General features: G+C 69.7%; 19 protein-coding genes. 13 read left to right on the top strand and 6 right to left on the bottom strand.

What is annotated here, in order from left to right; all coding sequences use genetic code 11:
• Positions 1–20 precede the first annotated feature (20 nt).
• From ACLQ3F_RS08330 to ACLQ3F_RS08340, 3 genes are all read left to right on the top strand, one after another.
• Positions 21–1,820 carry a RyR domain-containing protein gene (locus ACLQ3F_RS08330; RefSeq protein WP_425847556.1) on the top strand — a complete coding sequence of 600 codons (1,800 nt, stop codon included), beginning with the start codon at positions 21–23 and terminating at the stop codon, positions 1,818–1,820.
• Positions 1,810–2,322 (top strand): hypothetical protein, encoded by a 513-nt coding sequence (locus ACLQ3F_RS08335; protein ID WP_357196651.1) that lies wholly within the window; start codon positions 1,810–1,812, stop codon positions 2,320–2,322. Before ACLQ3F_RS08330 ends, ACLQ3F_RS08335 begins: the two co-directional genes overlap by 11 nt.
• A 61-nt stretch (positions 2,323–2,383) precedes the next feature.
• Positions 2,384–2,557, top strand: coding sequence for a hypothetical protein (locus ACLQ3F_RS08340; protein WP_425847558.1), 174 nt, complete (start codon positions 2,384–2,386; stop codon positions 2,555–2,557).
• A gap of 53 nt (positions 2,558–2,610) precedes the next feature.
• Here ACLQ3F_RS08340 and ACLQ3F_RS08345 read toward each other — a convergent pair whose 3' ends face one another.
• Positions 2,611–5,694, bottom strand: a complete 3,084-nt coding sequence (locus ACLQ3F_RS08345; protein WP_425847560.1) for a hypothetical protein — start codon at positions 5,692–5,694, stop codon at positions 2,611–2,613.
• A 342-nt stretch (positions 5,695–6,036) separates the two neighbouring features.
• Between ACLQ3F_RS08345 and ACLQ3F_RS08350 the strand changes: the two genes are divergently transcribed.
• A complete protein-coding gene (locus tag ACLQ3F_RS08350; RefSeq protein WP_425847562.1) occupies positions 6,037–7,074 on the top strand; it encodes a trypsin-like serine peptidase in 1,038 nt (345 codons plus the stop codon).
• A gap of 128 nt (positions 7,075–7,202) precedes the next feature.
• Here ACLQ3F_RS08350 and ACLQ3F_RS08355 read toward each other — a convergent pair whose 3' ends face one another.
• A complete protein-coding gene (locus ACLQ3F_RS08355) occupies positions 7,203–8,246 on the bottom strand; it encodes an NAD(P)-dependent alcohol dehydrogenase (protein ID WP_425848209.1) in 1,044 nt (347 codons plus the stop codon).
• Positions 8,247–8,397: 151 nt separating this feature from the next.
• The gene (gene cspE / locus ACLQ3F_RS08360) at positions 8,398–8,601 is read right to left on the bottom strand and encodes a transcription antiterminator/RNA stability regulator CspE (RefSeq protein ID WP_013283833.1); all 204 of its coding nucleotides are present in this window, start codon (positions 8,599–8,601) and stop codon (positions 8,398–8,400) included.
• A gap of 533 nt (positions 8,602–9,134) precedes the next feature.
• Between cspE and ACLQ3F_RS08365 the strand changes: the two genes are divergently transcribed.
• The 4 genes from ACLQ3F_RS08365 to ACLQ3F_RS08380 all read left to right on the top strand — a co-directional run bounded on the left by ACLQ3F_RS08365 (position 9,135) and on the right by ACLQ3F_RS08380 (position 12,181).
• Positions 9,135–9,680 carry a hypothetical protein gene (locus ACLQ3F_RS08365; RefSeq protein WP_425847563.1) on the top strand — a complete coding sequence of 182 codons (546 nt, stop codon included), beginning with the start codon at positions 9,135–9,137 and terminating at the stop codon, positions 9,678–9,680.
• Positions 9,681–9,801: 121 nt separating this feature from the next.
• Positions 9,802–10,320 (top strand): SigE family RNA polymerase sigma factor, encoded by a 519-nt coding sequence (locus ACLQ3F_RS08370; RefSeq protein WP_425847564.1) that lies wholly within the window; start codon positions 9,802–9,804, stop codon positions 10,318–10,320.
• Complete coding sequence (locus ACLQ3F_RS08375; protein ID WP_425847566.1) at positions 10,320–10,817, top strand: hypothetical protein; 498 nt, start codon at positions 10,320–10,322, stop codon at positions 10,815–10,817. The genes ACLQ3F_RS08370 and ACLQ3F_RS08375 overlap by 1 nt, the downstream gene beginning before the upstream one ends.
• Before the next feature lie 128 nt (positions 10,818–10,945).
• Complete coding sequence (locus ACLQ3F_RS08380) at positions 10,946–12,181, top strand: PP2C family protein-serine/threonine phosphatase (protein ID WP_425847568.1); 1,236 nt, start codon at positions 10,946–10,948, stop codon at positions 12,179–12,181.
• A gap of 1 nt (position 12,182) precedes the next feature.
• On the opposite strand, the gene ACLQ3F_RS08385 is transcribed toward ACLQ3F_RS08380, so the two are convergent.
• The gene (locus ACLQ3F_RS08385; protein WP_425847569.1) at positions 12,183–12,506 is read right to left on the bottom strand and encodes an STAS domain-containing protein; all 324 of its coding nucleotides are present in this window, start codon (positions 12,504–12,506) and stop codon (positions 12,183–12,185) included.
• Between the two features lie 230 nt (positions 12,507–12,736).
• On the opposite strand from ACLQ3F_RS08385, the gene ACLQ3F_RS08390 reads away from it, so the two are divergent.
• On the top strand, positions 12,737–13,159 hold the full coding sequence (locus ACLQ3F_RS08390) for an ATP-binding protein (protein ID WP_425847571.1): 423 nt from the start codon (positions 12,737–12,739) through the stop codon (positions 13,157–13,159).
• A gap of 81 nt (positions 13,160–13,240) precedes the next feature.
• Here ACLQ3F_RS08390 and ACLQ3F_RS08395 read toward each other — a convergent pair whose 3' ends face one another.
• Positions 13,241–14,734, bottom strand: coding sequence for a protein kinase domain-containing protein (locus tag ACLQ3F_RS08395; protein WP_425848211.1), 1,494 nt, complete (start codon positions 14,732–14,734; stop codon positions 13,241–13,243).
• Between the two features lie 202 nt (positions 14,735–14,936).
• On the opposite strand from ACLQ3F_RS08395, the gene ACLQ3F_RS08400 reads away from it, so the two are divergent.
• Entirely contained in the window at positions 14,937–15,455 is a 519-nt protein-coding gene (locus ACLQ3F_RS08400; protein ID WP_425847573.1) for an LURP-one-related/scramblase family protein, read from the top strand.
• Between the two features lie 138 nt (positions 15,456–15,593).
• Here ACLQ3F_RS08400 and ACLQ3F_RS08405 read toward each other — a convergent pair whose 3' ends face one another.
• Complete coding sequence (locus tag ACLQ3F_RS08405) at positions 15,594–17,864, bottom strand: glycoside hydrolase family 44 protein (RefSeq protein WP_425847574.1); 2,271 nt, start codon at positions 17,862–17,864, stop codon at positions 15,594–15,596.
• Positions 17,865–18,166: 302 nt separating this feature from the next.
• Here ACLQ3F_RS08405 and ACLQ3F_RS08410 point away from each other — a divergent pair, with 302 nt between their 5' ends.
• The 3 genes from ACLQ3F_RS08410 (at position 18,167) to ACLQ3F_RS08420 (ending at position 20,629) form a co-directional block, all read left to right on the top strand.
• A complete protein-coding gene (locus ACLQ3F_RS08410; protein ID WP_425847575.1) occupies positions 18,167–18,940 on the top strand; it encodes a hypothetical protein in 774 nt (257 codons plus the stop codon).
• Positions 18,941–19,175: 235 nt separating this feature from the next.
• Positions 19,176–20,405 (top strand): cytochrome P450, encoded by a 1,230-nt coding sequence (locus ACLQ3F_RS08415; RefSeq protein WP_425847577.1) that lies wholly within the window; start codon positions 19,176–19,178, stop codon positions 20,403–20,405.
• The gene (locus ACLQ3F_RS08420) at positions 20,402–20,629 is read left to right on the top strand and encodes a ferredoxin (RefSeq protein ID WP_425847579.1); all 228 of its coding nucleotides are present in this window, start codon (positions 20,402–20,404) and stop codon (positions 20,627–20,629) included. Before ACLQ3F_RS08415 ends, ACLQ3F_RS08420 begins: the two co-directional genes overlap by 4 nt.
• Positions 20,630–20,736 lie beyond the last annotated feature (107 nt).

Here is a 20,736-nt window from a genome sequence, read left to right on the forward strand (position 1 = left end):
TCGTCAAATACCATGAGCTCATGACGGATCCGGTCGCCGGCTCGTCCCGCCCGACCGGCTGGAGTCTGCGAGTCCTTTTCGGAGTGATCGGGCTGGCTGCTCTCATCCTCGGCTATGTCGGCTTCGATCGCCTGCTCCAGGCCCGACCGGACGTCGCCCACGATCCGTACGACGTGCTTTACTACGACCTGCAACTCTTCGTCTTCGGCGCCGAACCATTTCAGGACGCCGGCCCCTACCCGTGGCAGTTACAGGTCGCCCGGTTCGCCGCACCGCTGTTCACGCTCCTCGCCGTCGCCGAGGCCAGCCGGCTGCTGCTGGCCGCCGAGAGTCGTCGCCTGCGCGCCCGGCGGGCACGTGGTCACGTCCTGGTCTGCGGGGACTCCCAGTTCGCCCGCATGCTCGCCGACCGACTCTTCGCCGATGGCGAACGTGTGGTGGTGGTGCGCTCCGAACCGTTCGGGCCGCTGGAGTACCGGCGGCGCCGGTACCTCGGCGTGGTCGGCGATCCGACCAGCCCCGAGGTGTTGCGCGGCGCCGGCCTGCCCCGAGCCCACACCATCTACGCCTGTAGCGAGGACGACGACCGCAACCACGCGATCGCCAACACCGCCAACCGGCTCATCCAGGACCGACGGCAACCACCGCGGGTCTACATCCTGGTGCACGACTCGGAGATGTGTCTGTCCCTGCAGGCCCGACGACTCGGTGCCGCCGGGTCCAGCCGGCTGCGGCTGGACTACTTCCACGTCGACGACGTCGCCGCGCGCGCGCTGAACCGGCACCACCCGCTGCCCAGCGGGGGAGACCGACCGACCAGGATCCTCATCGCGGGCACCGGCGCCTTCCGCCGGGCTCTCCTGGTGGAGACCGTCCGGCACTGGCGCGCATCCCGAGCCGACACCCCCCGGGGCCAGGCCGTGCCACCCCTGCGGGTGGACGTCGTGGCACCGGATGCCGGGACCGAGATCGCTCTTGCGTCGTCGCGGTACCCGTTCCTGGCCACCGTGTGCCAGTTGACCGCGTACGACCTGGATCTCGACGGTGTCGTCGGTCTCGGCCGCGACCGCTACGACCGCATCTACGTCTGCGCACCGGACGAGATCAATGGCCTGCGGTTCGTGCTGGACACGCCCGCCCTGTGGCAGGGCGCCGAGAGTGCCGTGTTCGTGCCGGTCTACCGGCAGGCGGCGCTCGCCGCGGCCTTCCACGGCGACTCCCGACACGACCTGCTCGACGAGGTGCACGGCAAGCTCCGCCTCTACCCGGTGCTCACCCACGCCTGCGACGCCCGGCTGATCGCCGAGGACCTCACCGAGCGGCTGGCCCGGCTGATCCACGAGCGCTACGTCCAGGCCCAGCAACGCGCCGGGGTACGACTCGGCGCTGCCCCGGCGATGGTGAACTGGTCACGACTACCCGAGTCGTTGCGGCGGGCCAACCGGGCCCATGTGCAGGACATCGCCGCCAAACTGTTGGACCTCGGTTGCGTCGTGGCCCCCCGCCACGGTGGCACCGGTGACGCCTCGGCCGCCGGGCAGGCCATCGACGACAGGATCGAGGAACTCGCCCGCCTGGAGCACGACCGGTGGTGCCGGGAACGTCGCGGGGACGGCTGGACGTACGGTGACCCGCGCGATGACGTTCAGCGGCGGCATCCCGCCCTGCGGCCGTGGGAGGAGCTGCCGTCCGACGTGCAGGAGCAGAATCGTGAGGGGATCCGGGCACTGCCCGATGTGCTGTCCGACAACGGGTTCGAGCTGATCCGGCTGGCACCTCCGGTGCCCGCGCAACGCAGAGGCCCGAGGGATGCCGCCTGACCTCGGCCCGGTCCGCGTCGGCGTGACCGGGCACATCAACCTGACCCGCGACACCGAACTGCTCGTCGCCGACGCGCTCCGCGTCGAGTTGGGCCGGATCAGCGACCGGCCCGTGCACGGCGTGACCTGCCTGGCGGCCGGTGCGGACCAGGTCTTCGCGCGTGTGATCCTCGATCTGGGCGGCACCTACGAGGTGATCCTGCCGGCCCGCGACTACCGGGTCGCGGTGATCAGGCCGGAAAATCGGCTGGCCTTCGACGAGCTGCTCGACCGGGCGGCGGCGGTCGTCCACACCGGTCACGACCGCTCGGACACCGCCGCCTACGTGGTTGCCAACCGTGAGCTGGTGCGACGGGTGCAACGACTCGTGGCGGTGTGGGACGGCAAACCTGGCCGCCACCCGGCGTCGACGGATCGGACCATCGACTGGGCGCGGCACCACGGCGTCCCGACCACGATCCTCTGGCCCGTCGGTGCCCGCCGAACGCCCATCGACGACTGACGGCCGGTCCTGCCGCCGGGCCCGACGAGCGGCAGCGCGGAAAACGACGGATACTCGCGTGATGACTGGACCCGATCTCGACCCGGAACAGTATCCGCCCATCGATCCGCGCGAACCGGTGCCCGACGACCCGGGGGTCCTTCTGCCCGGCGCGCCGGAGGAACTGCCAGAAGCCCCGGCCGAACCGATGCCGGACGACGGTGGAAACGCCGGTGGTGTGCGCGAGCCGGCATAGACCGGTCCGTCGTGTCCGATCCCGCGCGGATCCGGTTCATCGGGGGGTAGGGGTCAGGCGGACTGCCGGTGGCGGCCGAGTGACAGCAGCAGGCCGGCGGCGGCCAGCGCGATTCCGGCGGCGGTGGTGTATGCGGGGAGTTGAGCGGGGATCCCGAGGTGGACGGTGATGCCGAGGATGCGGGACAGGCCCCAGGGCAGCAGCGTGAGCTGGTCGTTCCACACCGTCAGCGCGCGTTCCAGGCCCACTACCGAGACCAGGGCGGACAGCACGCCGAGGGGCACACCCGCAGCGGTGAGGGTCAGCCCGACGGCGCTTCGGCGACGCAGGTCGTACCGGTCGCGCAGGACCACGGCGACGGCTACGAACAGCCAGCAGAACGCCGCGAACGCGACGGTGACGTACGCCGCGCGCAGACCCGGCATGGTCCAGAACGCGAACCAGTAGCCGCCCGGTCCGCGTCCGGCGAGCGCCGCCAGCAGGAGCACGCTGCGCAGCAGCGCGACGCCGCCGACCACGGCCCACAGGTGGAACGGGTCCCGCCGGCCGACGACGAGGCGTACGACGAGGGCGAACAGCGCCCACCCGCCGAGGGTGACCAGCAGGTGCGCCGGCGCGGCGAACCAGGTCAACACGAGCCGGCTCGCCACCAGCACCAGGGCCGGGACCAGCCACACCAACACCCGGTCCGCCCGCGTCATGGGCGTCGGCAGCGCGGCGACCCGCCACGGCCGGAGCGCGCCGACCAGCAACCCGCGCGCGGCGGCCCCGCCGAACCCGCTCCCGTACAGGCCGAGGAGCACCAACAGCAGGATCGATCCGAGCATCGCTCGGGCCGCCCAGGCCATCGCCGGGTCCCGGTCGGCGCGTCGCGCCCCGAGGTCGGCGGCGGTGAAGTTGTACGCGGGCAGGTCCAGGTCGGCGGCGTAGCGCTGCCGGTGCGTGTCGCGCGCGTCGTGGTACGCCGCTGCGGCCAGCTGCCAGTCGTGGCGGGCGGCCGGGGCACCCGTGTCCAGCCACTGCGCGTGCCGCAGCACCATGGTCCGGTATGCGCTCAGCGTCTCGAACAGGTTGACCTGGTAGTCGAGAGTCGCGGTGAAGCGGCCGCGCAGTTGGGCATCCCGCCAGGTCGCCGGTTCGGTAGCGGCGACCAGGTCGCGCATGCGCCGGGCCAGCACGACGGCCTGCGTGCCCTCCTCGATCGCCTCGTCGACGCGATCGCCGGTCACCGCGTAGATGCTGTCCAGCGCGGCGGAGTCGCCGGTCGGGATGTCCCACTCGAAGATCCACATCATGGGCGGCGGTTCCAGCCCGAGCGCCCGCACCGACCGGTCGGCGTACGGGCCGATGTAGAGGCCCTTGGTGACCGCCTGCCGGGACAGAGCCATGGCCTGCCCGATCGCGGCGACGGTTTCCGGGTCGCCGGAGAACGTGCGGTACGCCCAGTCAGCCGTGACCTGCGCCGGGTCGGCGTACGGATCCCAGGCGAGTCGGCCGACGGCGTACGTGTTGAGGTCGTAGAGCTGCCAGAACCCCGCGCGCAGGTACAGCGACATGGGTCCGGCGCGCAACGGCCCGCCGTCCTGGGTCCAGTTCCAGACACCCTCGACGTTCGGGTTGGCCGCAAGGAAGGCGCGCAGCGCCTGGCTGTGCAGCGGGCCAAGGTCGTTGGGCAGCGACCCGAACGCCTCGAACTCGCGCCGGGCCTGGAACTCCACGATGCGGCGGTGCCCGCCGCCCAGCAGCGTGGTGTTCAGGGGTAGGTGGCTGTAGAAGTCGCCCAGGGTGTACTTGGTGGACACGACGAGATGCGGATCGTCGAGCCCGCCGAGCACCTGCGCGTACGACGCCGGGTTGGTGTGCAGGTCGCCGACGGCGCCGACGCCCACCGTCCACGTGCGGAAGATGATCTCCTTGCCGGCTGGACCCGCGGTGTCCAGCAGCGCCCGCAGCATCGCGCGTACGGACGCTTCCGTGGTGACCGCGAGCCGTGACGAGTAGTCCCAGCCGGTCCCGGCGTACACCTCGCCGCCCTCGCCGACGCGGACCATCAGGCCGTCGACGAACGGCATGCTCTCGAACAGCTCGGCCAGGCCGGCCTGGTAGACCGACCACAGCCGAGGGTCGGCAACGTCGAGGCCGCCAACTGTGCGCGTCAGGTATGCCTCCAGCGGTGGCGACACCGCGAGCATGTCGGTCAGCAGGAAGACCCGCATTCCCATGTCCTCGGCGTACCGGAAGACGGGGCCGAAGGCCGCGACCATCGCCCGCGCGCGGTCGACGTGTGGGTCGCCGGGCGGATAGACGGCGCGCCCGTCGCCGACCTTCGCGAACGTGACGTACTCCAGGAAGCCGGGTACGACGATGCCGTTGAACCCCTGCGCCACCGAGTGATCGACGAACTGCCGGAACTGCGTGTCGATGCGGGCCACGGCGCCGGCGTCCGCCCACGGCGCGCCAGGCAGCACCGCCGATCCGACCACATCGGTGTTCAGGCCGTAGTCGTCGCCGGCGAAGTCGGTCGGGTCGGCCTCGCGTCCGACTGAACCCGCGTCGGTCAGCCGCAGGCCGAGCCGGGGGATGACCACCCGACCCGCGTCCGACGCGGGGAGCGCTTCGGCACCGGAGCGGATCCGGTCGGCCAGCCGGTACATCCCGGCTGCCACGCCCGCGACGTCGCCGCCCTGGACGGCCAGTTCGGCGCCGTGCACGTCGAGCCGGTACGACTCGGGCGTTCCGGCGAGGGTGGGCAGCACGCCCGCCCGCAGCGTCCTCACCGCCGACAGGTCCAGCGCCCTGCCGGTGCCCGGCGCGGCCGTCGTGGACCTGGCCGGGCTCGACGTGGCCGACACGAGCACGGGTCGGGGCAGGCCGCGGAGAACGACCGCGTCGGCGACGGCGGTTGCGGCCTTCTGGACGCGCGGCTCGTCGGGCACGACGAGGGACGCCAACGGCGGGACCGGTGCGGGCGTCCGCGCCGGCGCGGCGACAGCGTCCTCGCGCGGCACGGCGGCGGGGGAGTGGCTCAGCCCCAGCGTGTCGCCGACTCCCCACGCCGTGGCCGCGCCGAGCGCCAACAGGACCGCCGCGGCGACGAGCAGCGGGTACGGCCTGCGGACCTGGGCAACGTGAGCCACGCTCGCATGGTAGTGGCCGCACCGGCCTCCGTCCGCCCTCGGCCAGCGCGGATGGCAGTTATGACATAGATGGGATTACATGTCTTGGGTGAACTCAGGTATGAAGGCCGAAGGCACGTCTCGGTGCTGATTCCTGAGAAGGAGCGACGGATGAAACTTGCCCTGCGCCGCCTGCGAACGGGGGCGGTAGTGCTCGCTGCCTGCACACTTGGGCTGAGCCTCCTGTCGGTACCCGCCGCCGAGGCGTACTCGGTTGCCCCTCTCGCGCCAGGATCCGAGCGGGCACCGGAATCGAACCAGTTTTCGGCAGAGGGCGTGACGACGATCGGTGAACTCCGCACCGTGAACAGCTCTCTGTCCTACGCCCCCAGCGGCGGGACACAGATCATCCAGCACCCCGGTGCCACCTACGTCAAGGTGCACTTCAGCTCACTGCGACTGGCCGACGGCGACTACGTCACCGTGTCGAGCCGCGACGGAAAGGAGAGCTACCGGTACGACCGCCACCTGAACCGGGCGACCGGTTCGGACTACACCACCGACGGACAGCCGGGTTTCTGGGCGATGTCGGTGGAGGGTGACACCGCCGTCGTGACACTGCACAGCAGCCGCCCCGCACGTGGCAGCGCCGCAACCATCGACCGGTTCTGGCGCGGATACGACCGCACGGAAATCACCGCGCACAACTTCACCACCCAGTCCGTGTGCAGCACCGACGCCCGCCGCGACGTGGTCTGCTACCAGAACAGCCACCCCACCGAGTACGCCCGCGGCGGTGCGGTGGCACGGCTGTTGATCAGCGGCGGTGGACTGTGCACCACCTGGCGGATCGGCAGCACCAACCGGATGCTGACGAACAAGCACTGCTTCTCGACGCAGGCGGCCGTGAGCGGCAGCGAGATGCAGTTCAACTACCAGTGCGCCACCTGCGGCGGCGCGAACCCCGGTGCCGGCACCAAGGTCAGCGGTGCCACCCTGTACCAGGTGAGCAGCGGTGGGTCCAGCCAACTGGACTACGCCCTGTTCTCGGTCAACAACTTCGCCGCCATCCAGGGATTCGGCACGCTGTACCTGGCGACGACTGCCACCAGCAACGGCACCCGGATCTACATCCCCGGGCACGGCGACGGCACCGCGAAGCGGCTGTCGATCTATGAGGACACCCAGAACGGCACGACCTGCGCCGTCCGGAACGCGAACTACAACACCTGGAACATCAGCTACAGCTGTGACACCTCCGGCGGCAACTCGGGTTCACCAGTGCTGAACGCCAGCCACCGCGTGATCGCCCTGCACCACCTTGGCGGTTGCCCGTCCAACCAGGGCGCCAAGGCGCATCTGATCTACAACGAGATCGCCAGCCTGATCGCCAACGGCTGAGACGGTGGGCCGCCGAAGCGCGTCCTGCGCCTCGGCGGCCCGACGGCTCACCGCCGGCCACCGCGCGCCCCGGCCCGGCCACGCGCCAGAGCCCGCCGCTCGGCGGACCCTGGCAATCGCGGAGAAGGTCAGCGCAGGGTGTCGATGTCGATGACGAACCGGTACCGCACGTCCGAGGCGAGCACCCGCTCGTACGCGTCGTTGACCGCCTCGGCGCCGATGACCTCGACCTCGGGAGCGATGCCGCGCTCGGCGCAGAAGTCCAGCATCTCCTGCGTCTCGGCGATGCTGCCGATGCTGGAGCCGGCGAACGACAGTCGATTGCCGAACAACGCGAAGACGGGCACCGGAAGCGGCTCCGGCGGGGCACCCACGCTGACAAGGGTGCCGTCCAGACGCAGCAGACCGAGGTAGCTGGCCATGTCGATCGGTGCGCTGACCGTGTTGATGATCAGGTCGAAGCTGTTCTTGAGCACCTCGAACGTCGCCGGATCCTTCGTGGCGTGGTAGTGCTCGGCTCCGAAGCGCAGGCCGTCGTCCTTCTTGCCCAGCGTCTGGGACAGCACTGTCACCTCGGCGCCCATCGCTGCGGCGATCTTGACGGCCATGTGGCCCAGGCCGCCCAGGCCCACCACGGCGACCTTCCTGCCGGGACCGGCATTCCAGTGCGCCAGCGGAGAGTACGTGGTGATGCCCGCGCACAGCATCGGCGCGGCCGCCTCGTACGGGATGGTTTCCGGCACCCGCAGCACGAAGTCCTCGTTCACGACCACCTGGGTCGAGTACCCGCCCTGGGTGACGGTGCCGTCCCGGTCGACGCCCGCGTACGTCTGGGTGTTGCCCTTGAGGCAGTACTGCTCGTTTCCGGTGCGGCAGTTCTCACACTCGCGACACGAGTTGACCATGCAGCCGACACCGGCGCGGTCGCCGACCGCGTGGCGGGTGACGTCGGCGCCGACCTCGGTGATTCGGCCGACGATCTCGTGGCCGACGGTGAGCGGGTAGGGCACGCTGCCCCAGTCGCCGCGCACTGTGTGGATGTCAGAGTGGCAGATGCCGGCGTAGCGGATGTCGATGAGAACATCGTGTGTGCCCAGGTCCCGCCGTTCGATCGTGGTGCGCACGAGCGGTTCGGTGGCGGACGGCGCGGCGATGGCGTTGACGGTGAAGATGATGTCCTCCGGTGACGTGATGCTGATTCCTGGCGGATCGCGCAGACGTACCTTGCCGTCCCTCGGGCCATGGTGAGACGCCGCGGTGGACGCATGAAACGCCGAACGGCGGCCCGCTGAATCAGTCGGGCCGCCGTTCGCAGAGCGTGGATCAGAGCGGGCGGATGTTCTCCGCCTGCGGGCCCTTCTGGCCCTGGGTGATGTCGAACTCCACCTTCTGGTTCTCGTCGAGGCTGCGGAAGCCGCTCGCCGAGATCGCGGAGAAGTGGGCGAAGACGTCCGCGCCACCGTCGTCCGGGCTGATGAAGCCGAAACCCTTGTCGGCGTTGAACCACTTCACGGTACCTGTAGTCATGTCTGCTCCTCGCAGGCTGTCAGAGACCGCACTGTGCGGACCCTTACGCCGCCGCGTTGATCACCCGCGTCGAAACGACACGAAAAACGAAAAAGCGCCTGGGTGGGTTCAGATGACCCATCAGGCGCTGAAAAACGTCTACGGAAATCAAAACTGCAACTCGGTTACCGTAGCAGATGGCGACCATGACGGCACCCCCGAGGATGTCAGCCGGTTCCCGCACTCATCACCGAGCACTGACGACGGGCAGGCCGGGTGGCGTTGAGCGCGGGGTCGCCCAGAGATTCCGAGAATCTTCTTGGTTGACGGCAACCTGTGGGCAGTGGATCGCATGTACCCGGATGTAAGCGACGATCGCCACGATCCATAGGGGCCCTGAAATGTCTGCACGTCCTCTCCTGCTGCTGCCCGTTGCCGCTGTCCTACTTGCACAGACGGCCTGTGGCTCCACGCCGGCATCTGGTCCTGGCCCAACCGCATCTGCGCCGACGTCGGCTGCTGTCGCCACTGGCACCCCCAGTGCATCGCCCGCCGTGGCTACCGCAGCCGCCGACTGTCCCTCGGCTGCGACCCTCCAGACCCTGGTCGAGCTGCCGAAGGGCTCGTCTTTCACGACGGTGACGTGCGTCAAGGACTGGGCGGCGGCCGATCCGCAGGGTCCGACCGCCGGTGACGGCGTCTATCTGTTCCGCTACGCGGCCGGCACGGGCTGGAAGTACTACGACCAGGGCAGCGGATATGACTGCAAGGATCTCGGCCTCAGCGAGCCGGCGCCGTTCTGCATCTCGGAGCCGGTGACGACGACGACGAAGCCGGCGAACAGCACGGCCACGAATGCCACCTGCCCTTCGGCGAAGACCCTGGAGGCCCTTGTCGAGCTTCCGAAGGGCTGGACGTTCGGCGGTGTCGAGTGCGTCAAGGACTGGGCGGGAGCTGATCCGCAGGGCCCGAAGGCCGGTGACGGCGTCTACCTGTTCCACTTCGTGACCGGTACGGGCTGGAAGTACTACGGCGAGGGCAGCGGATATGACTGCAAGGATCTCGGCCTCACCGAGCCGGCGCCGTTCTGCATCTCCTGACGGGTTGACCGCTTTCGTTTGCTGTGGCGCACACCAGCTAAGGTGTGCGCCACAGTCAATCGGCCGCATCGACGCCGCCGCTGCCTGAAGGACGTCGGGTACGTGGGGGGACGAGCGCGGCATGGCGCACTCCGTGGACGATCTTTTCTCTGAGTTCGTGCGGACCCGCTCGCCGGCGTTGCTGCGGACGGCGTTCCTCCTGACCGGCGACCGGCACCTCGCCGAGGACCTGGTGCAGGATGCGCTGGCCCGCACGCACAGGGGCCGGCGCCGGCTCAATGATCCCGGGCACTTCGAGGCGTACACCCGCACAGCCATGTACCACCAGCATGTGAGCTGGTGGCGGCGCCGCAAGGTGGCCGAGTCCCTGCCCGGCGAACTGGCCGACGTGGTTCAGCCCGGCAGCGACCATGCTCGCCGTACCGATCTCAAGCTTGCCCTGCACCAGGCTCTCGCCCAACTCACCCAGCGGCAACGCGCCGTGCTGGTGGCGCGGTTCTTCGAGGACCGCAGCGAGGCCGAGACCGCGGATCTGCTGCAATGCTCAGTCGGCACGATCAAGAGTCAGACCAGCAAGGCCCTGGCCCGCATGCGGGAGATAGCGCCCGAGCTGCTGTCGGCCGTGATGGAGGAGGCCTGATGACCGACGACCTCGGGCCCCTGCGTCAGGCCATGTCCGATCTGAGCGAGCACGGCGGCACCGCCGACATGTACGAGCGCACCCTGCGCAGGTCGCGGCAGTCACAACGACGGACAGCGCTCACCACCGGCGCAGCGGCGGCGACACTGGTGTTCGCCATCGGCGGCACTGTCGCCTTCGCCACCCGCCACAGGCCCGACCCTCCGACGCCACCCGGATCCACCAGCACCAGTGACGGACCCCAGAATCCCACCTGTCCGACGACGCAGACCCTCGGGACCCTGGTCGAGCTGCCGGCGGGCTGGACTTTCGCTTCCCGGGCAGTGGACTGCGTCGAGACGTGGGCGGCGGCCGACGTGCAGCGTCCGGACGCCGGCGGCGTCATCTACCTGTTCCATTACACGACCGGCACGGGCTGGCGATTCCACGACCAGGGCACCGGATGGGACTGCAAGGACCTCGACCTGACCGAGCCGGCGTCGTTCTGCACTTCCTGACCGCCGCCTGGGAAGTCCCCCGGCTGAGGATGCGCGGCCCCGGCAGCGCGGCGGTGACGGTCCTTGTGCTCGGCGATGGCCGGCGGGTCTCGTAGGCTCTGTCAGTGCAGACCAGTCGAGGACGGATCATGACGCAGATGTTGGACGCGGCGGAGAACGCCTCGCCGGTCGATGCGGTCGAGGCGGTCACCCGGGAACTCGGTGCGGCGCTGGGTGCGCGCAGCGTGTCATTCCTGATCGCGGACCTCAGCGGTCGGGCGCTGGTCCGGTTGGCCCATGTGCCGCTCGACGGTGCCGGCGACGGCCGCCGGGACGGTGACGAGGTTGCCACGGTGATGCCGTTCGACAACGGCCCCGCCGAGCAGGCGTTACGCAGCCAGACGGTGGGGGTTATCGCGCAGCCGGACGGATGGATGGTGTTGGCGCCGGTGACCGACCGTGGTGAGGCGATCGGTCTGCTGGAGATGGTCCTGCCTGACGAGCCCGCCCCGGCGACGCTGCAGGAGATCGCCCGCACGGCGCACGTGTTGGCGTTCGTGGTGATCGCCAACCGGCGGTACACCGACCTGTTCGAGTGGGGGCAACGAACGACCCCGTTCACCCTGTCCGGCGAGATCCAGCGCCGCCTGCTGCCCGCCTCGTTCACCTGTGAGAGTAGTGCGTTCACCCTGTCCGGCTGGCTGGAGCCCGCCGCCAGCGTCGGCGGGGACACCTTCGATTACAGCCTTGCCCGCGACGTGCTGCACTTCAGCGTCACCGACGCGATGGGCCACGGGGTGGCCAGCGCGCTGACCGCCACCCTGGGCGTCGGCAGCCTGCGCAACAGCCGCCGCCGCGGCGCGGTTGGTCTGGTGGGACAGGCTGACGCCGCGGATGCCGAGGTGGCCGAACACGCCGCCGTGCCAGGCAGTTACATCACCGCGATCCTCGGCCGTCTCGACCTGCGTACCGGGGTGTGCGCGCTGCTCAACGCCGGGCATGTGCCGCCGCTGCTGGTGCGCGACGGGGACGTCCGGACGCTGCCGCTACCGGCCAACTTCCCCCTGGGTATGTTCGCCGGGGCCGGTTACCGCGATGGCGAGATCACGCTGCGACCCGGCGACCGCCTGGTGGTGCTGACCGATGGCATGCGGGAGCGTAACGCCGCCAAACTGGATCTACCGAACATGCTGCGGTCGATTGCTGATCTGCACCCGCGTGAGGCTGCCCGGGCCCTGGCCGACGCCGCGCTCGAGGTCAGCGGACCGACCCTGGCCGACGATGCCACGCTGTTCATCCTGGACTGGCACGGCGGGCACAGCGAGGAGCGGCGCAGCAGCGCCGGCGCCGACCAGGCGCGCGCCAGCGGCCCGTTGCCTGACTGATCTACCGGCCGGTCGCGTCATCCGCGGACGGCACACTCGCTTCAGCGGCCTGCACGCTGTCATACACGTCGATGACCCGATCCACCGATGTGACCGTCAGCACGTTACGCACGGCGGGCTGCACCGCTGCGACGCACAACCGTCCGTCGGCGACACGCATCGCCTTGAACATCACCACCAGCGCACCCAGTGCGCTGGAATCCATGAAACCCACCCCGGCCAGATCCACCACCACCTGCGGTTCACCAGCGTCAACCAACCGTTGCAGACCCTCGCGCAACTGCGGAGACGTCGCCATGTCCAGCTCGCCGCGCACCTCGAGCACGGTGCAACCCCGGCCCGGTCGGGCCGACAACAGCAAGTCCACGACACACTCCCCACGCCGATGATCCCCGCATACTCTATTCTGCCGGCGGGCGAAGCGCCGCCGGCAGGCGTACGTCGAGCGGACATCTTGACCGTTTCAGCTCAGCAACCCCGGGTAAGGCTGACAACAACCGGTGCGTCCCGCTTCAGCCCGGCGCGGTTGCGTACGGGCCGAGGAGGAACTTCGCGATGCGCGTGACCATGACGCTGTCGCTGCCGCGGCAGCCGACCTCGGTGACCCGAGCCCGCCACACACTCGTCACCCTGCTGAGCCTCACCGAGGCCACCGAGGAGTCTCGTGGCCACCTCGCCGTGCTGATCACCGAGGCATGCGCCAACGCGGTGATGCACGCCGATCTCGACAGTACCGTCGACATCGCGATCGACATCGATGATCAACTGTGCCTGCTCGAGGTCGGCAACCGCGGCAGTAGTCCCAACGGCGCTGGGCGGCTCGACGTCGACCTGCCCGACCCGCTCACCGTCGGCGGCCGTGGGCTGCCCTTGATCGCCGCACTTGCCGACGCGGCGGCATTTGTCGCCGGGCCACCGGATCAGGTGCTGCTCCGCATCACCAAATACCTCGCCGACCCGCCGCCTCAGTCGACCTGATGACCGGAAATGCCCGCCCGGCTCCGGCGTGCGTCACCAGTCGGTCGGTGCGATATCACCACTACGGAGCGTGTCGTCAGCTCACTGGCGGCTCTCCCTTACCTTCGGCACCAGCTTGCCGTGGTCACACCGCGCCTTGATCTCGCTCTTGTTGCCCGCGGACAGGAGCACCACCTGGATCTCCTTGGCCGGCCCGGGGTGGTAATCCTTGAGGCGGTAGCCACGGGCAGGAGCGACGTCCACAACGCGAGCCTGTTCGCCGGTGCAGAGCGCGGTCACCACACCACCGAGTGCCCGCAGGGCTGTACCTGGCTTCGGGGAGGTCGGCGCGGGCGCGGCACTGGACGGGGCCGGCGACTGGTCGGCACTGGGTGACGTCGTGGGGCCGGCCGATGAACCGGCTCCGGCGCTCGCTTCAACAGGCCCAGCCGGAGCGGCCACCGAGCGGCTTGGTCGAGAGGCTGGTGTGGGCTCCGCGGATGTCTGCCGGGCAGCAGGCGTCTCGGTGGCAGACACCTCGAGGGCAGCGTCGGGCGGGGCGGCACCCTCACGTGTGGCGATGCCGTCCGATCCGCCGTCGACAGGTACGAACTGAGGGAGCAGGAGCGAGACGGTCGCTGCCGTCGCCATGAGCACGGGGATCAACACGGCATTTGGGATGCGGCGACGCCGATCGGGAGAGGGGTCGGCGGTAGGCGGGGCCGACACTGGCGAGACGGATGCCGACTGCGCTGCCTGTTTCACCCGGCGATCGGCGTCGTCGGCGAAACCGTGCAGGGCCGCGGCCACCTCCGCGGCGTCCGGTCGATCCGCCGGCTCGCTGGCGAGGCAACGGTCGAGGAGGCGGTGGACCTCCGGTGACACTCCCTCGATGTCCGGCAGCGGCGCAGGATCGACGTACACGTGAGCCGTCAACATCTGCGTGGGGGTCTCCGCCGACCAGGGCAGCTCGTTGGTCAGCGTTCGGTACAGCAGCAGCCCGAGCGCGTAGACATCGGAAGCGGGCAGGACAGTGCCACCGGCGAGCCGTTCCGGCGCGAGGTAGGCCGCGGTGCCCAACAGTTGTCCGTCCGCCTCCAGCTCCGGCCGACCCACTGTGGTGGCGATACCGAAGTCGACCACCTTCACGCCGGCCGGTGTCAGCATCACGTTGGACGGTTTGATGTCCCGGTGCACCAACTGCCGTTCGTGCGCGGCGGCGAGCGCCTCGGCGACCTGCGCGCACGTCCGCATCGCGACGGCCGGCGGCAGCGGACCGGCGGCAAGGCGCTCGGACAGGGTCTCGCCGGGCAGCAGTTCCATCACCACGTACGAGACCTGGCGGCCGGCGGCATCGGTGTGCTCGCCATAGTCGTACACACTCGTCACGTGCGGGTGCCAGAGCCCCGCTGCGGCCCTGGCCTCTGCCTGGACGCGTTGCCGCGCGCCTCGGGCGGCGGCCTGCGCGCCGGCCAGGACCTTGACTGCCACCCCACGTTCGAGGACGCGGTCCCACGCCCGCCAGACGACCGACATGCCGCCAGCGCCGAGACGGCTCTCGACCTGATACCTGCCGTCCAACAGATCACCGACCATCACTGGGACAGCTTGCCAGAGTGGACCCCCGGTGGCAGGGCGACCTGTTCCGACGCTGGTCAGGGGCCGTCACGGGCGCACGCTTCCGTCTCATGTGGCCATACGGGCTACCCGAACAACCGGGCGCGCTCCGGTGGCCAAGCGGGCTGACCCGGCACCTCGGCGGTGCCCCCAGTCGGCTCGGCCGGCACTTCGGTGTGCGGTGGGGGAGAATCGACTCATGTTTGTCATCAAGGAGCGGTTCTTCTCGATCGGCGACGACTTCGACGTGCTCGACGAGCACGGCACCAAGGTCTTCCACGTCGACGGCAAGGTGCTCAGCGTCCGCGACAAGGTCGTCATCGAGGACGCCTCCGGCCACGAGGTCGCCACGCTGCACCGGCACCTGGTGGCGCTGCGTCCCACGTACGAGATCCGCATCGGCGGCGAGAAGGCCGCCGAGGTCCGCAAGAAGCTGCTCACGCCGTTCCGCGACAGGTTCACCATTGACGTGCCGGGGCCCGATGACCTGGAGATGAAGGGTGACCTGCTCGACCACGAGTACGTGATCGAACGCGACGGCACCGAGGTGGCCTCGGTCTCCAAGCGGTGGCTGACGATCCGGGACACCTACGCCGTGCAGGTCACCGCCGGCGTGGACCCGCTGCTCATCATCGGTAGCGTCCTGGCGCTCGACCTGGCCATGAACCGTGACAAGAAGAAGAAGGCCGACGAGGACTGACCCTCTGGGCGGCAACGGCGGGTGCGCGGGGTCCGACTCGTGGCCGGGACGGCCGCTCGAGAGCGGAGGGGCCGGGGTGCTGCTGCACCCCGACCCCTCCGGCCTGCTCCGTCGGCGCGGGGATTCGGATTTCTCAGCTCACCCGCAGCGTTGACCGTTGAGGTTGAAGGCGGTCGGCGCCGGATTGGTGCCGCTCCAGGTGCCGTTGAAGCCGACGCTTGTGGACGCGCCGGGGGCGAGTCTGCCGTTCCAACTCATGCTGTCCGCGGTGACGCTCGTTCCGCTCTGTTTCCAGGTGGCCGACCAGCCCTGGCTGACCTTCTGGCCGGTGGTGGGGAAGTCGAAGGCGAGTTTCCAGCCGTCGACAGCGGTGGTGCCGGTGTTCTTGATCGTCAGTGTCGCGGTGAAGCCGCCCGGCCAACTGTTCGCCGTCCAGGCGACCGTGCAGCCGCCGGTCGGGGTGGTGGGCGCGGTCCGCACGGTCAGGCCGGGCGAGGCCGCCGAGATGTTGCCCGCCGCGTCGCGGGCGGTCACCACGAAGGTGTACGGGGTGTCCGGCGTCAACCCGGTCACGGTGTACGCGGTGCCGGTGGCGCTGCCCACCTTCACGGTGCCGGCGGTGTCGACCCGGTGCACGTCGTAGCCGGTGACGGCCGTGTTGTCGGTGGACGGCGTCCAGGTCAGCGCGACGCTGTCGCCGGTGATCGTGCCTGCGGTGGGCTTGCCCGGGACGGTCGGGGCCTGGGTGTCGCCGGGCGTGGTGCCGCGTGGCAGCACCAGGTGGGTGATGGAGTTGGCCGGGAAGGTGGTCGTGAGGCTGCCGGCGGTCACCGGAAGGTCTGCCTCCCGGACGACGGCGGTGAGATCCGCCCCGCTGTAGCGGTAGACCTGAGCGGTGCTGGCGGAGGCCCCGGTGAGGGTGACCGGGCTGGTCAGGTCGTCGCCGGTCTTGTTGACGACGACCACAGTGAGGGCCTTGTCGGCGCTGCGCTCGGCGGCGTACACCGCCAACTTGCCCTGGTCGGCGCTGGTCGCCTGGACGGAGGTCTCGCCGAACGCGCCGCCTTTGCCGTCGTAGTTGCGGTAGACGCGGAACGCGTTGGCCACCGGTTGGTCGGCCGTGGGCGCGGTCCAGAGGGTGGCCAGGTCGAGCCCTTCGCGGCCGAAGATGCCGAGTACGTCAGCCTGGGCGAGGGCGCCGTTGAGCGACCCGAAGCCACCCCAGTTGTACTCGGTCATCGCGACCTTCGTGCCCGGGTAGTGCTGGTCGACCAACTCGCGCAGGCGCGGGATGAACCGGACCGGACTGTTGATCCAGCTTTCGTCCACGTAGGTCGGGTCCCAGAGTTGGCGGGTCGAGCGCAGCCGCAGCGCCTGGGTGGTGGCGTCGCCGGCCGCGTCACCGAGCACGCCGGACTGCTGCGGGTAGAGGTGGACGTCGAAGTAGTCGAGGATGCGGGTGCCGTGCTGCTGCTCGTACTCGCGCATCCGGTCCAGGTACCACGGGCCGAGGTCCTGGCCGCCGTGCGCGGCCTTGTCCGGTGGGTTCGACCAGCATCCGGTGCGCGAGCAGGTGTCCTGGTCGAGGCCCGAGAAGATGATCGAGTTGAGGCCCCAGCCGACCGGACCGAGCGTCTTCGCGCCGGGGTCGGCAGCCTTGATCGCGGCGGCGTACTCGTAGGTGCGGTCGCGTAGCTCGTCGTATCCCATCCCGGTCGGGCGGACGTCGCGGTGGGTGGATTGCCACAGGTCCGGCTCGTTGTCCAGGTTGTAGAACTGGACCCCGCCGTTGGTGGCGGCGCCGAACTGCCCCTTGAGGTGGTTGACGAAGTCGGTGACGTACTCCGGACCGACGGCGACGCTGGTGTCCGTCGGATCGTTGCCGGTGACCAGCGTCCCGTCCGGCTTCTTGCCGTTGCCGCAGTCCGGTGCCCAGGTGTCGGTGGACTCCTGCGGCCCGTACTTGGCGACGCTGAAGCCACACGCCCGCGACCGGTCCTTGGCGATCCAGCCGAGCATCGGCACCGTCATGACAGTGGCGGCGCCGGTGGCCTTGTTCTGCTGCACGAACCGATCGCTCTCCGAGCCCTTCGGGAGGTCGCCGGGACTCGGGTTGTCGTTGGGGATGTTCTCGAAGTACCAGTCCGACGCGCGGTTGGTGGTGTCGGCACGGAAGTTGTAGCGGGTGGTGGCGTTGCCACCGTAGCGGTGCACCGGCAACCGCAGGTCGCTGGCGAGGGCCTGGTCGGCGAAGTTCATGCCGTAGATGTACGGGCTGATCTGGTGCCGGGCAGCAGTGGTGTCCACGGCCAGCGCCGGGCCGGCAGCGGCCAGGGCGGGCTCCGGCAGGGCCAGACCGCCGAGGGCCGTGGCGAGCACGACCGGAAGTAGAGCTGTGGTGGGACGCACGAGCATTCCTTTCGCATAGGAGCTCGCCAATGGGAGCGCTTCCACAGCGTTACGTCTTCCTGGCTTCGAGTCAACGCCCAACTCAGGGGCAGTTGGCGAGCGGCAGGTCCGCTTCACTTATACTGACGTCCATCAATGCGATAGGCGCTGATGCGGTCGTGCCGGAAGGGCTCGGATCGCCGCAGTGCGGAGGCAACCGCGCCGCAGTGGTGCGAGCGGGTGCACCTCAGCGTCGCATGACCGCAACGTTCCTGCTGGCCCAGCCCCTGTGGTGGGAGACCCAGCCGTCCTGGAGGATGACAATGCGCAGATTTCTCGCTGTGTTCAGCGCCGCCCTGATCCTCGGCGCCGCAGTCGGCAGCGTCCCGGGCGGGGCATCGGGGGCCTCCCGGCCCTCGTGCCCCCGTGGCCTGCTCTTCTGTGAGGACTTCGAGCGACTGCCTCCCGGAGGTCCCAGCACGTTGAACTGGGGCGTCGACACCCGCCACGGCACGCTGACCGTCGAACGTGCCCGCCGTGGCAACCAGGCGCTGCACATCCACACCGTTGACAACGGACGTGCGTTCCTGCGCGTCGACGACTTCGCCGCGCCGGGCAACCGCTTCTACGGCCGGATGCGTCTGCGCGTCGACGCCTTCCCCACGGCCCCGGACTGGGCGCACTTCACGCTGGTGGAAGCGACCGGCACCGGCAGCGCGGAGGTCGTCCGCCCGATCGGTGGGCAGTACGCGCCCACGGTCCCCGGAACCTTCTGGGGGATCGGCGCCGACGGCGGTCCGACCGGCGACTGGACCAACTGGCGGGAGTCCGCCCCGGTCGTTGAGGACACCTGGCAGTGCTTCGAGTGGAAGATCGACTCGGCGGACAACCGCGTCGAGGTGTGGATCGATGGCGTGGCGAACCCGGAGTTGACAGCCTCCACGACCAGCCATGGTGGCAACGACGTTCCCTTTGTCCTGCCGACGGTCGACACGGTGAAGATCGGCTGGCAGCTCTACCAGGGCGGCACGACACCGGGCGAGTTTGACCTCTGGATCGACGACATCGCCCTCTCGAGCAAGCGCCTCGGCTGCTGATCTGAGGCCCGGGTGGCTCGGAGGCTCTCTGCCGGGGTGCGGCCTTGCTGCCGCACCCCGGCGACGCGGACCGGCCTCCATGGCGATCATCGACGTCTCCCGCTACGATCCGACATCGATGGATTACTGAGCGTTGATGTGTTCCGTCCGCAAGCCCTGGACGCTGGCAATCCGGCGCCGCTACGACCGTGGTGCCGACCTGAGGATCCACGCCGTCTCGACGAAGGGAATCCGGATGACGGAGAGCGCTCAGACCACCGAGAGCCGAAGCCTCCCGCCCGCGCGGCCGTACCCGTTCAGTGTGCCCGACCGCCTGGTCGTCGATCCGACCTATGGCGAGCTGCGCGAGAACGAACCGATGACCCGGGTGAAGCTTCCCTACGGCGAGGAGGCGTGGCTCGCCACCCGGTACGAGGACGTCCGTACGGTCCTCGGCGACGTGCGGTTCGGCCGCGCCCCGGCCGTCCAGCGCGACGAGCCCCGGCTCACCCCGCGCCAGCAGTACAGCGGCATGCTGACAATGGACCCGCCCGATCACACCCGGCTGCGCCGGCTGGTGGCGAAGGCGTTCACGGCACGTCGGGTGGAGGCGCTGCGACCCCGTACCCAGGAGATCGCCGACGCGCTGGTCGACACCATGGTCCAGCTCGGTCCTCCGGCCGACCTGGTGGAGCACGTCGCCACGCCGCTGCCGATCCAGGTGATCTGCGAGCTGCTCGGGGTCCCGTACGCCGACCGCGACCGCTTCCACATCTGGTCCGAGGCGATCGTCTCGACCACCTCCCTGCCGGCGGAGACGATCCAGGAGTACCTGAACAACCTCTGGGGCTACATCGGTGGTCTGGTCGCCGAGCGCCGCCGCGAGCCGGGGATCGACGACCTGCTCGGCGCGTTGGTGCGGGCCCGCGACGAGAACCAGGATCGGCTCAGCGAGACCGAGCTGGTGGAGCTGGCCGCAGGGCTGCTCGCGGCCGGCCACGAGACCACAGTCACCCAGATCCCCAACTTCGTATACGTCCTGCTGCACAACCCGGACCAGCTCGCTCGGCTGCGGGCCGACCCGTCGCTGGTGCCGGCTGCGGTCGAGGAACTGCTGCGGTACGTGCCGCTCGGCGTCGGCTCCTCATTCGCCCGGTACGCCAAGGAGGACGTCGAGGTCGGCGGGGTGCTGGTCCGGGCAGGTGAGCCGGTTCTCGGCTCACTGTCGTCGGCGAATCGGGACGGTGCCGTCTTCGCCGACCCGGACCGGCTGGATCTCGCGCGCGAGCAGAACCCGCACCTGGGCTTTGGTCACGGCGTACACCACTGCGTCGGCGCGCAGCTGGCCCGCATGGAGTTGCAGGTCGCCGTCGCCACCCTCGTGACTCGCCTGCCCGGGTTGCGGCTCGCCGTACCGGAAGCCGAGCTGCAGTGGAAGCGGGGCATGTTGGTGCGGGGCCTGCTCGGGATGCCGGTGGCCTGGTGAGTACCGCCTGGCGGATCGGGGTGGACACGAGCCGCTGCATCGGCACGAGCATCTGCGCCGGCACCGCGCCCGAGCACTTCCGCCTGGTCGACGGCCGGTCCACGCCGCTGACCGACGTGGTCGCCCCGGACGACGTCATCGTCGACGCCGCCGACTCGTGCCCCGTGGAGGCGATCACGGTCCACGACGTCACCGACGACCGGCTGATCGCGCCGCAGGAGTGACCTGACATCGAGCCCGGCCGGACCGGCAGCGCCCGCTGCCGTTCAGCCAGAAGGGAAGGCGGATCTCGGACAGTGCGATGCTGGCGGGCTCCTCTGATCCGCAGGAT

Source organism: Micromonospora sp. DT15, from assembly GCF_049841475.1.
Lineage (GTDB): Bacteria > Actinomycetota > Actinomycetes > Mycobacteriales > Micromonosporaceae > Micromonospora.

Excerpts from the sequence above, each read along its gene's own strand:
- ACLQ3F_RS08330 (WP_425847556.1), top strand. The coding sequence starts at position 21 with ATGACGGATCCGGTCGCCGGCTCGTCCCGCCCGACCGGCTGGAGTCTG.
- ACLQ3F_RS08335 (WP_357196651.1), top strand. The coding sequence starts at position 1,810 with ATGCCGCCTGACCTCGGCCCGGTCCGCGTCGGCGTGACCGGGCACATC.
- ACLQ3F_RS08340 (WP_425847558.1), top strand. The coding sequence starts at position 2,384 with ATGACTGGACCCGATCTCGACCCGGAACAGTATCCGCCCATCGATCCG.
- cspE (WP_013283833.1), bottom strand. The coding sequence starts at position 8,601 with ATGACTACAGGTACCGTGAAGTGGTTCAACGCCGACAAGGGTTTCGGC.
- ACLQ3F_RS08370 (WP_425847564.1), top strand. The coding sequence starts at position 9,802 with ATGGCGCACTCCGTGGACGATCTTTTCTCTGAGTTCGTGCGGACCCGC.
- ACLQ3F_RS08375 (WP_425847566.1), top strand. The coding sequence starts at position 10,320 with ATGACCGACGACCTCGGGCCCCTGCGTCAGGCCATGTCCGATCTGAGC.
- ACLQ3F_RS08380 (WP_425847568.1), top strand. The coding sequence starts at position 10,946 with ATGACGCAGATGTTGGACGCGGCGGAGAACGCCTCGCCGGTCGATGCG.
- ACLQ3F_RS08390 (WP_425847571.1), top strand. The coding sequence starts at position 12,737 with ATGCGCGTGACCATGACGCTGTCGCTGCCGCGGCAGCCGACCTCGGTG.
- ACLQ3F_RS08395 (WP_425848211.1), bottom strand. The coding sequence starts at position 14,734 with ATGGTCGGTGATCTGTTGGACGGCAGGTATCAGGTCGAGAGCCGTCTC.
- ACLQ3F_RS08410 (WP_425847575.1), top strand. The coding sequence starts at position 18,167 with ATGCGCAGATTTCTCGCTGTGTTCAGCGCCGCCCTGATCCTCGGCGCC.
- ACLQ3F_RS08415 (WP_425847577.1), top strand. The coding sequence starts at position 19,176 with ATGACGGAGAGCGCTCAGACCACCGAGAGCCGAAGCCTCCCGCCCGCG.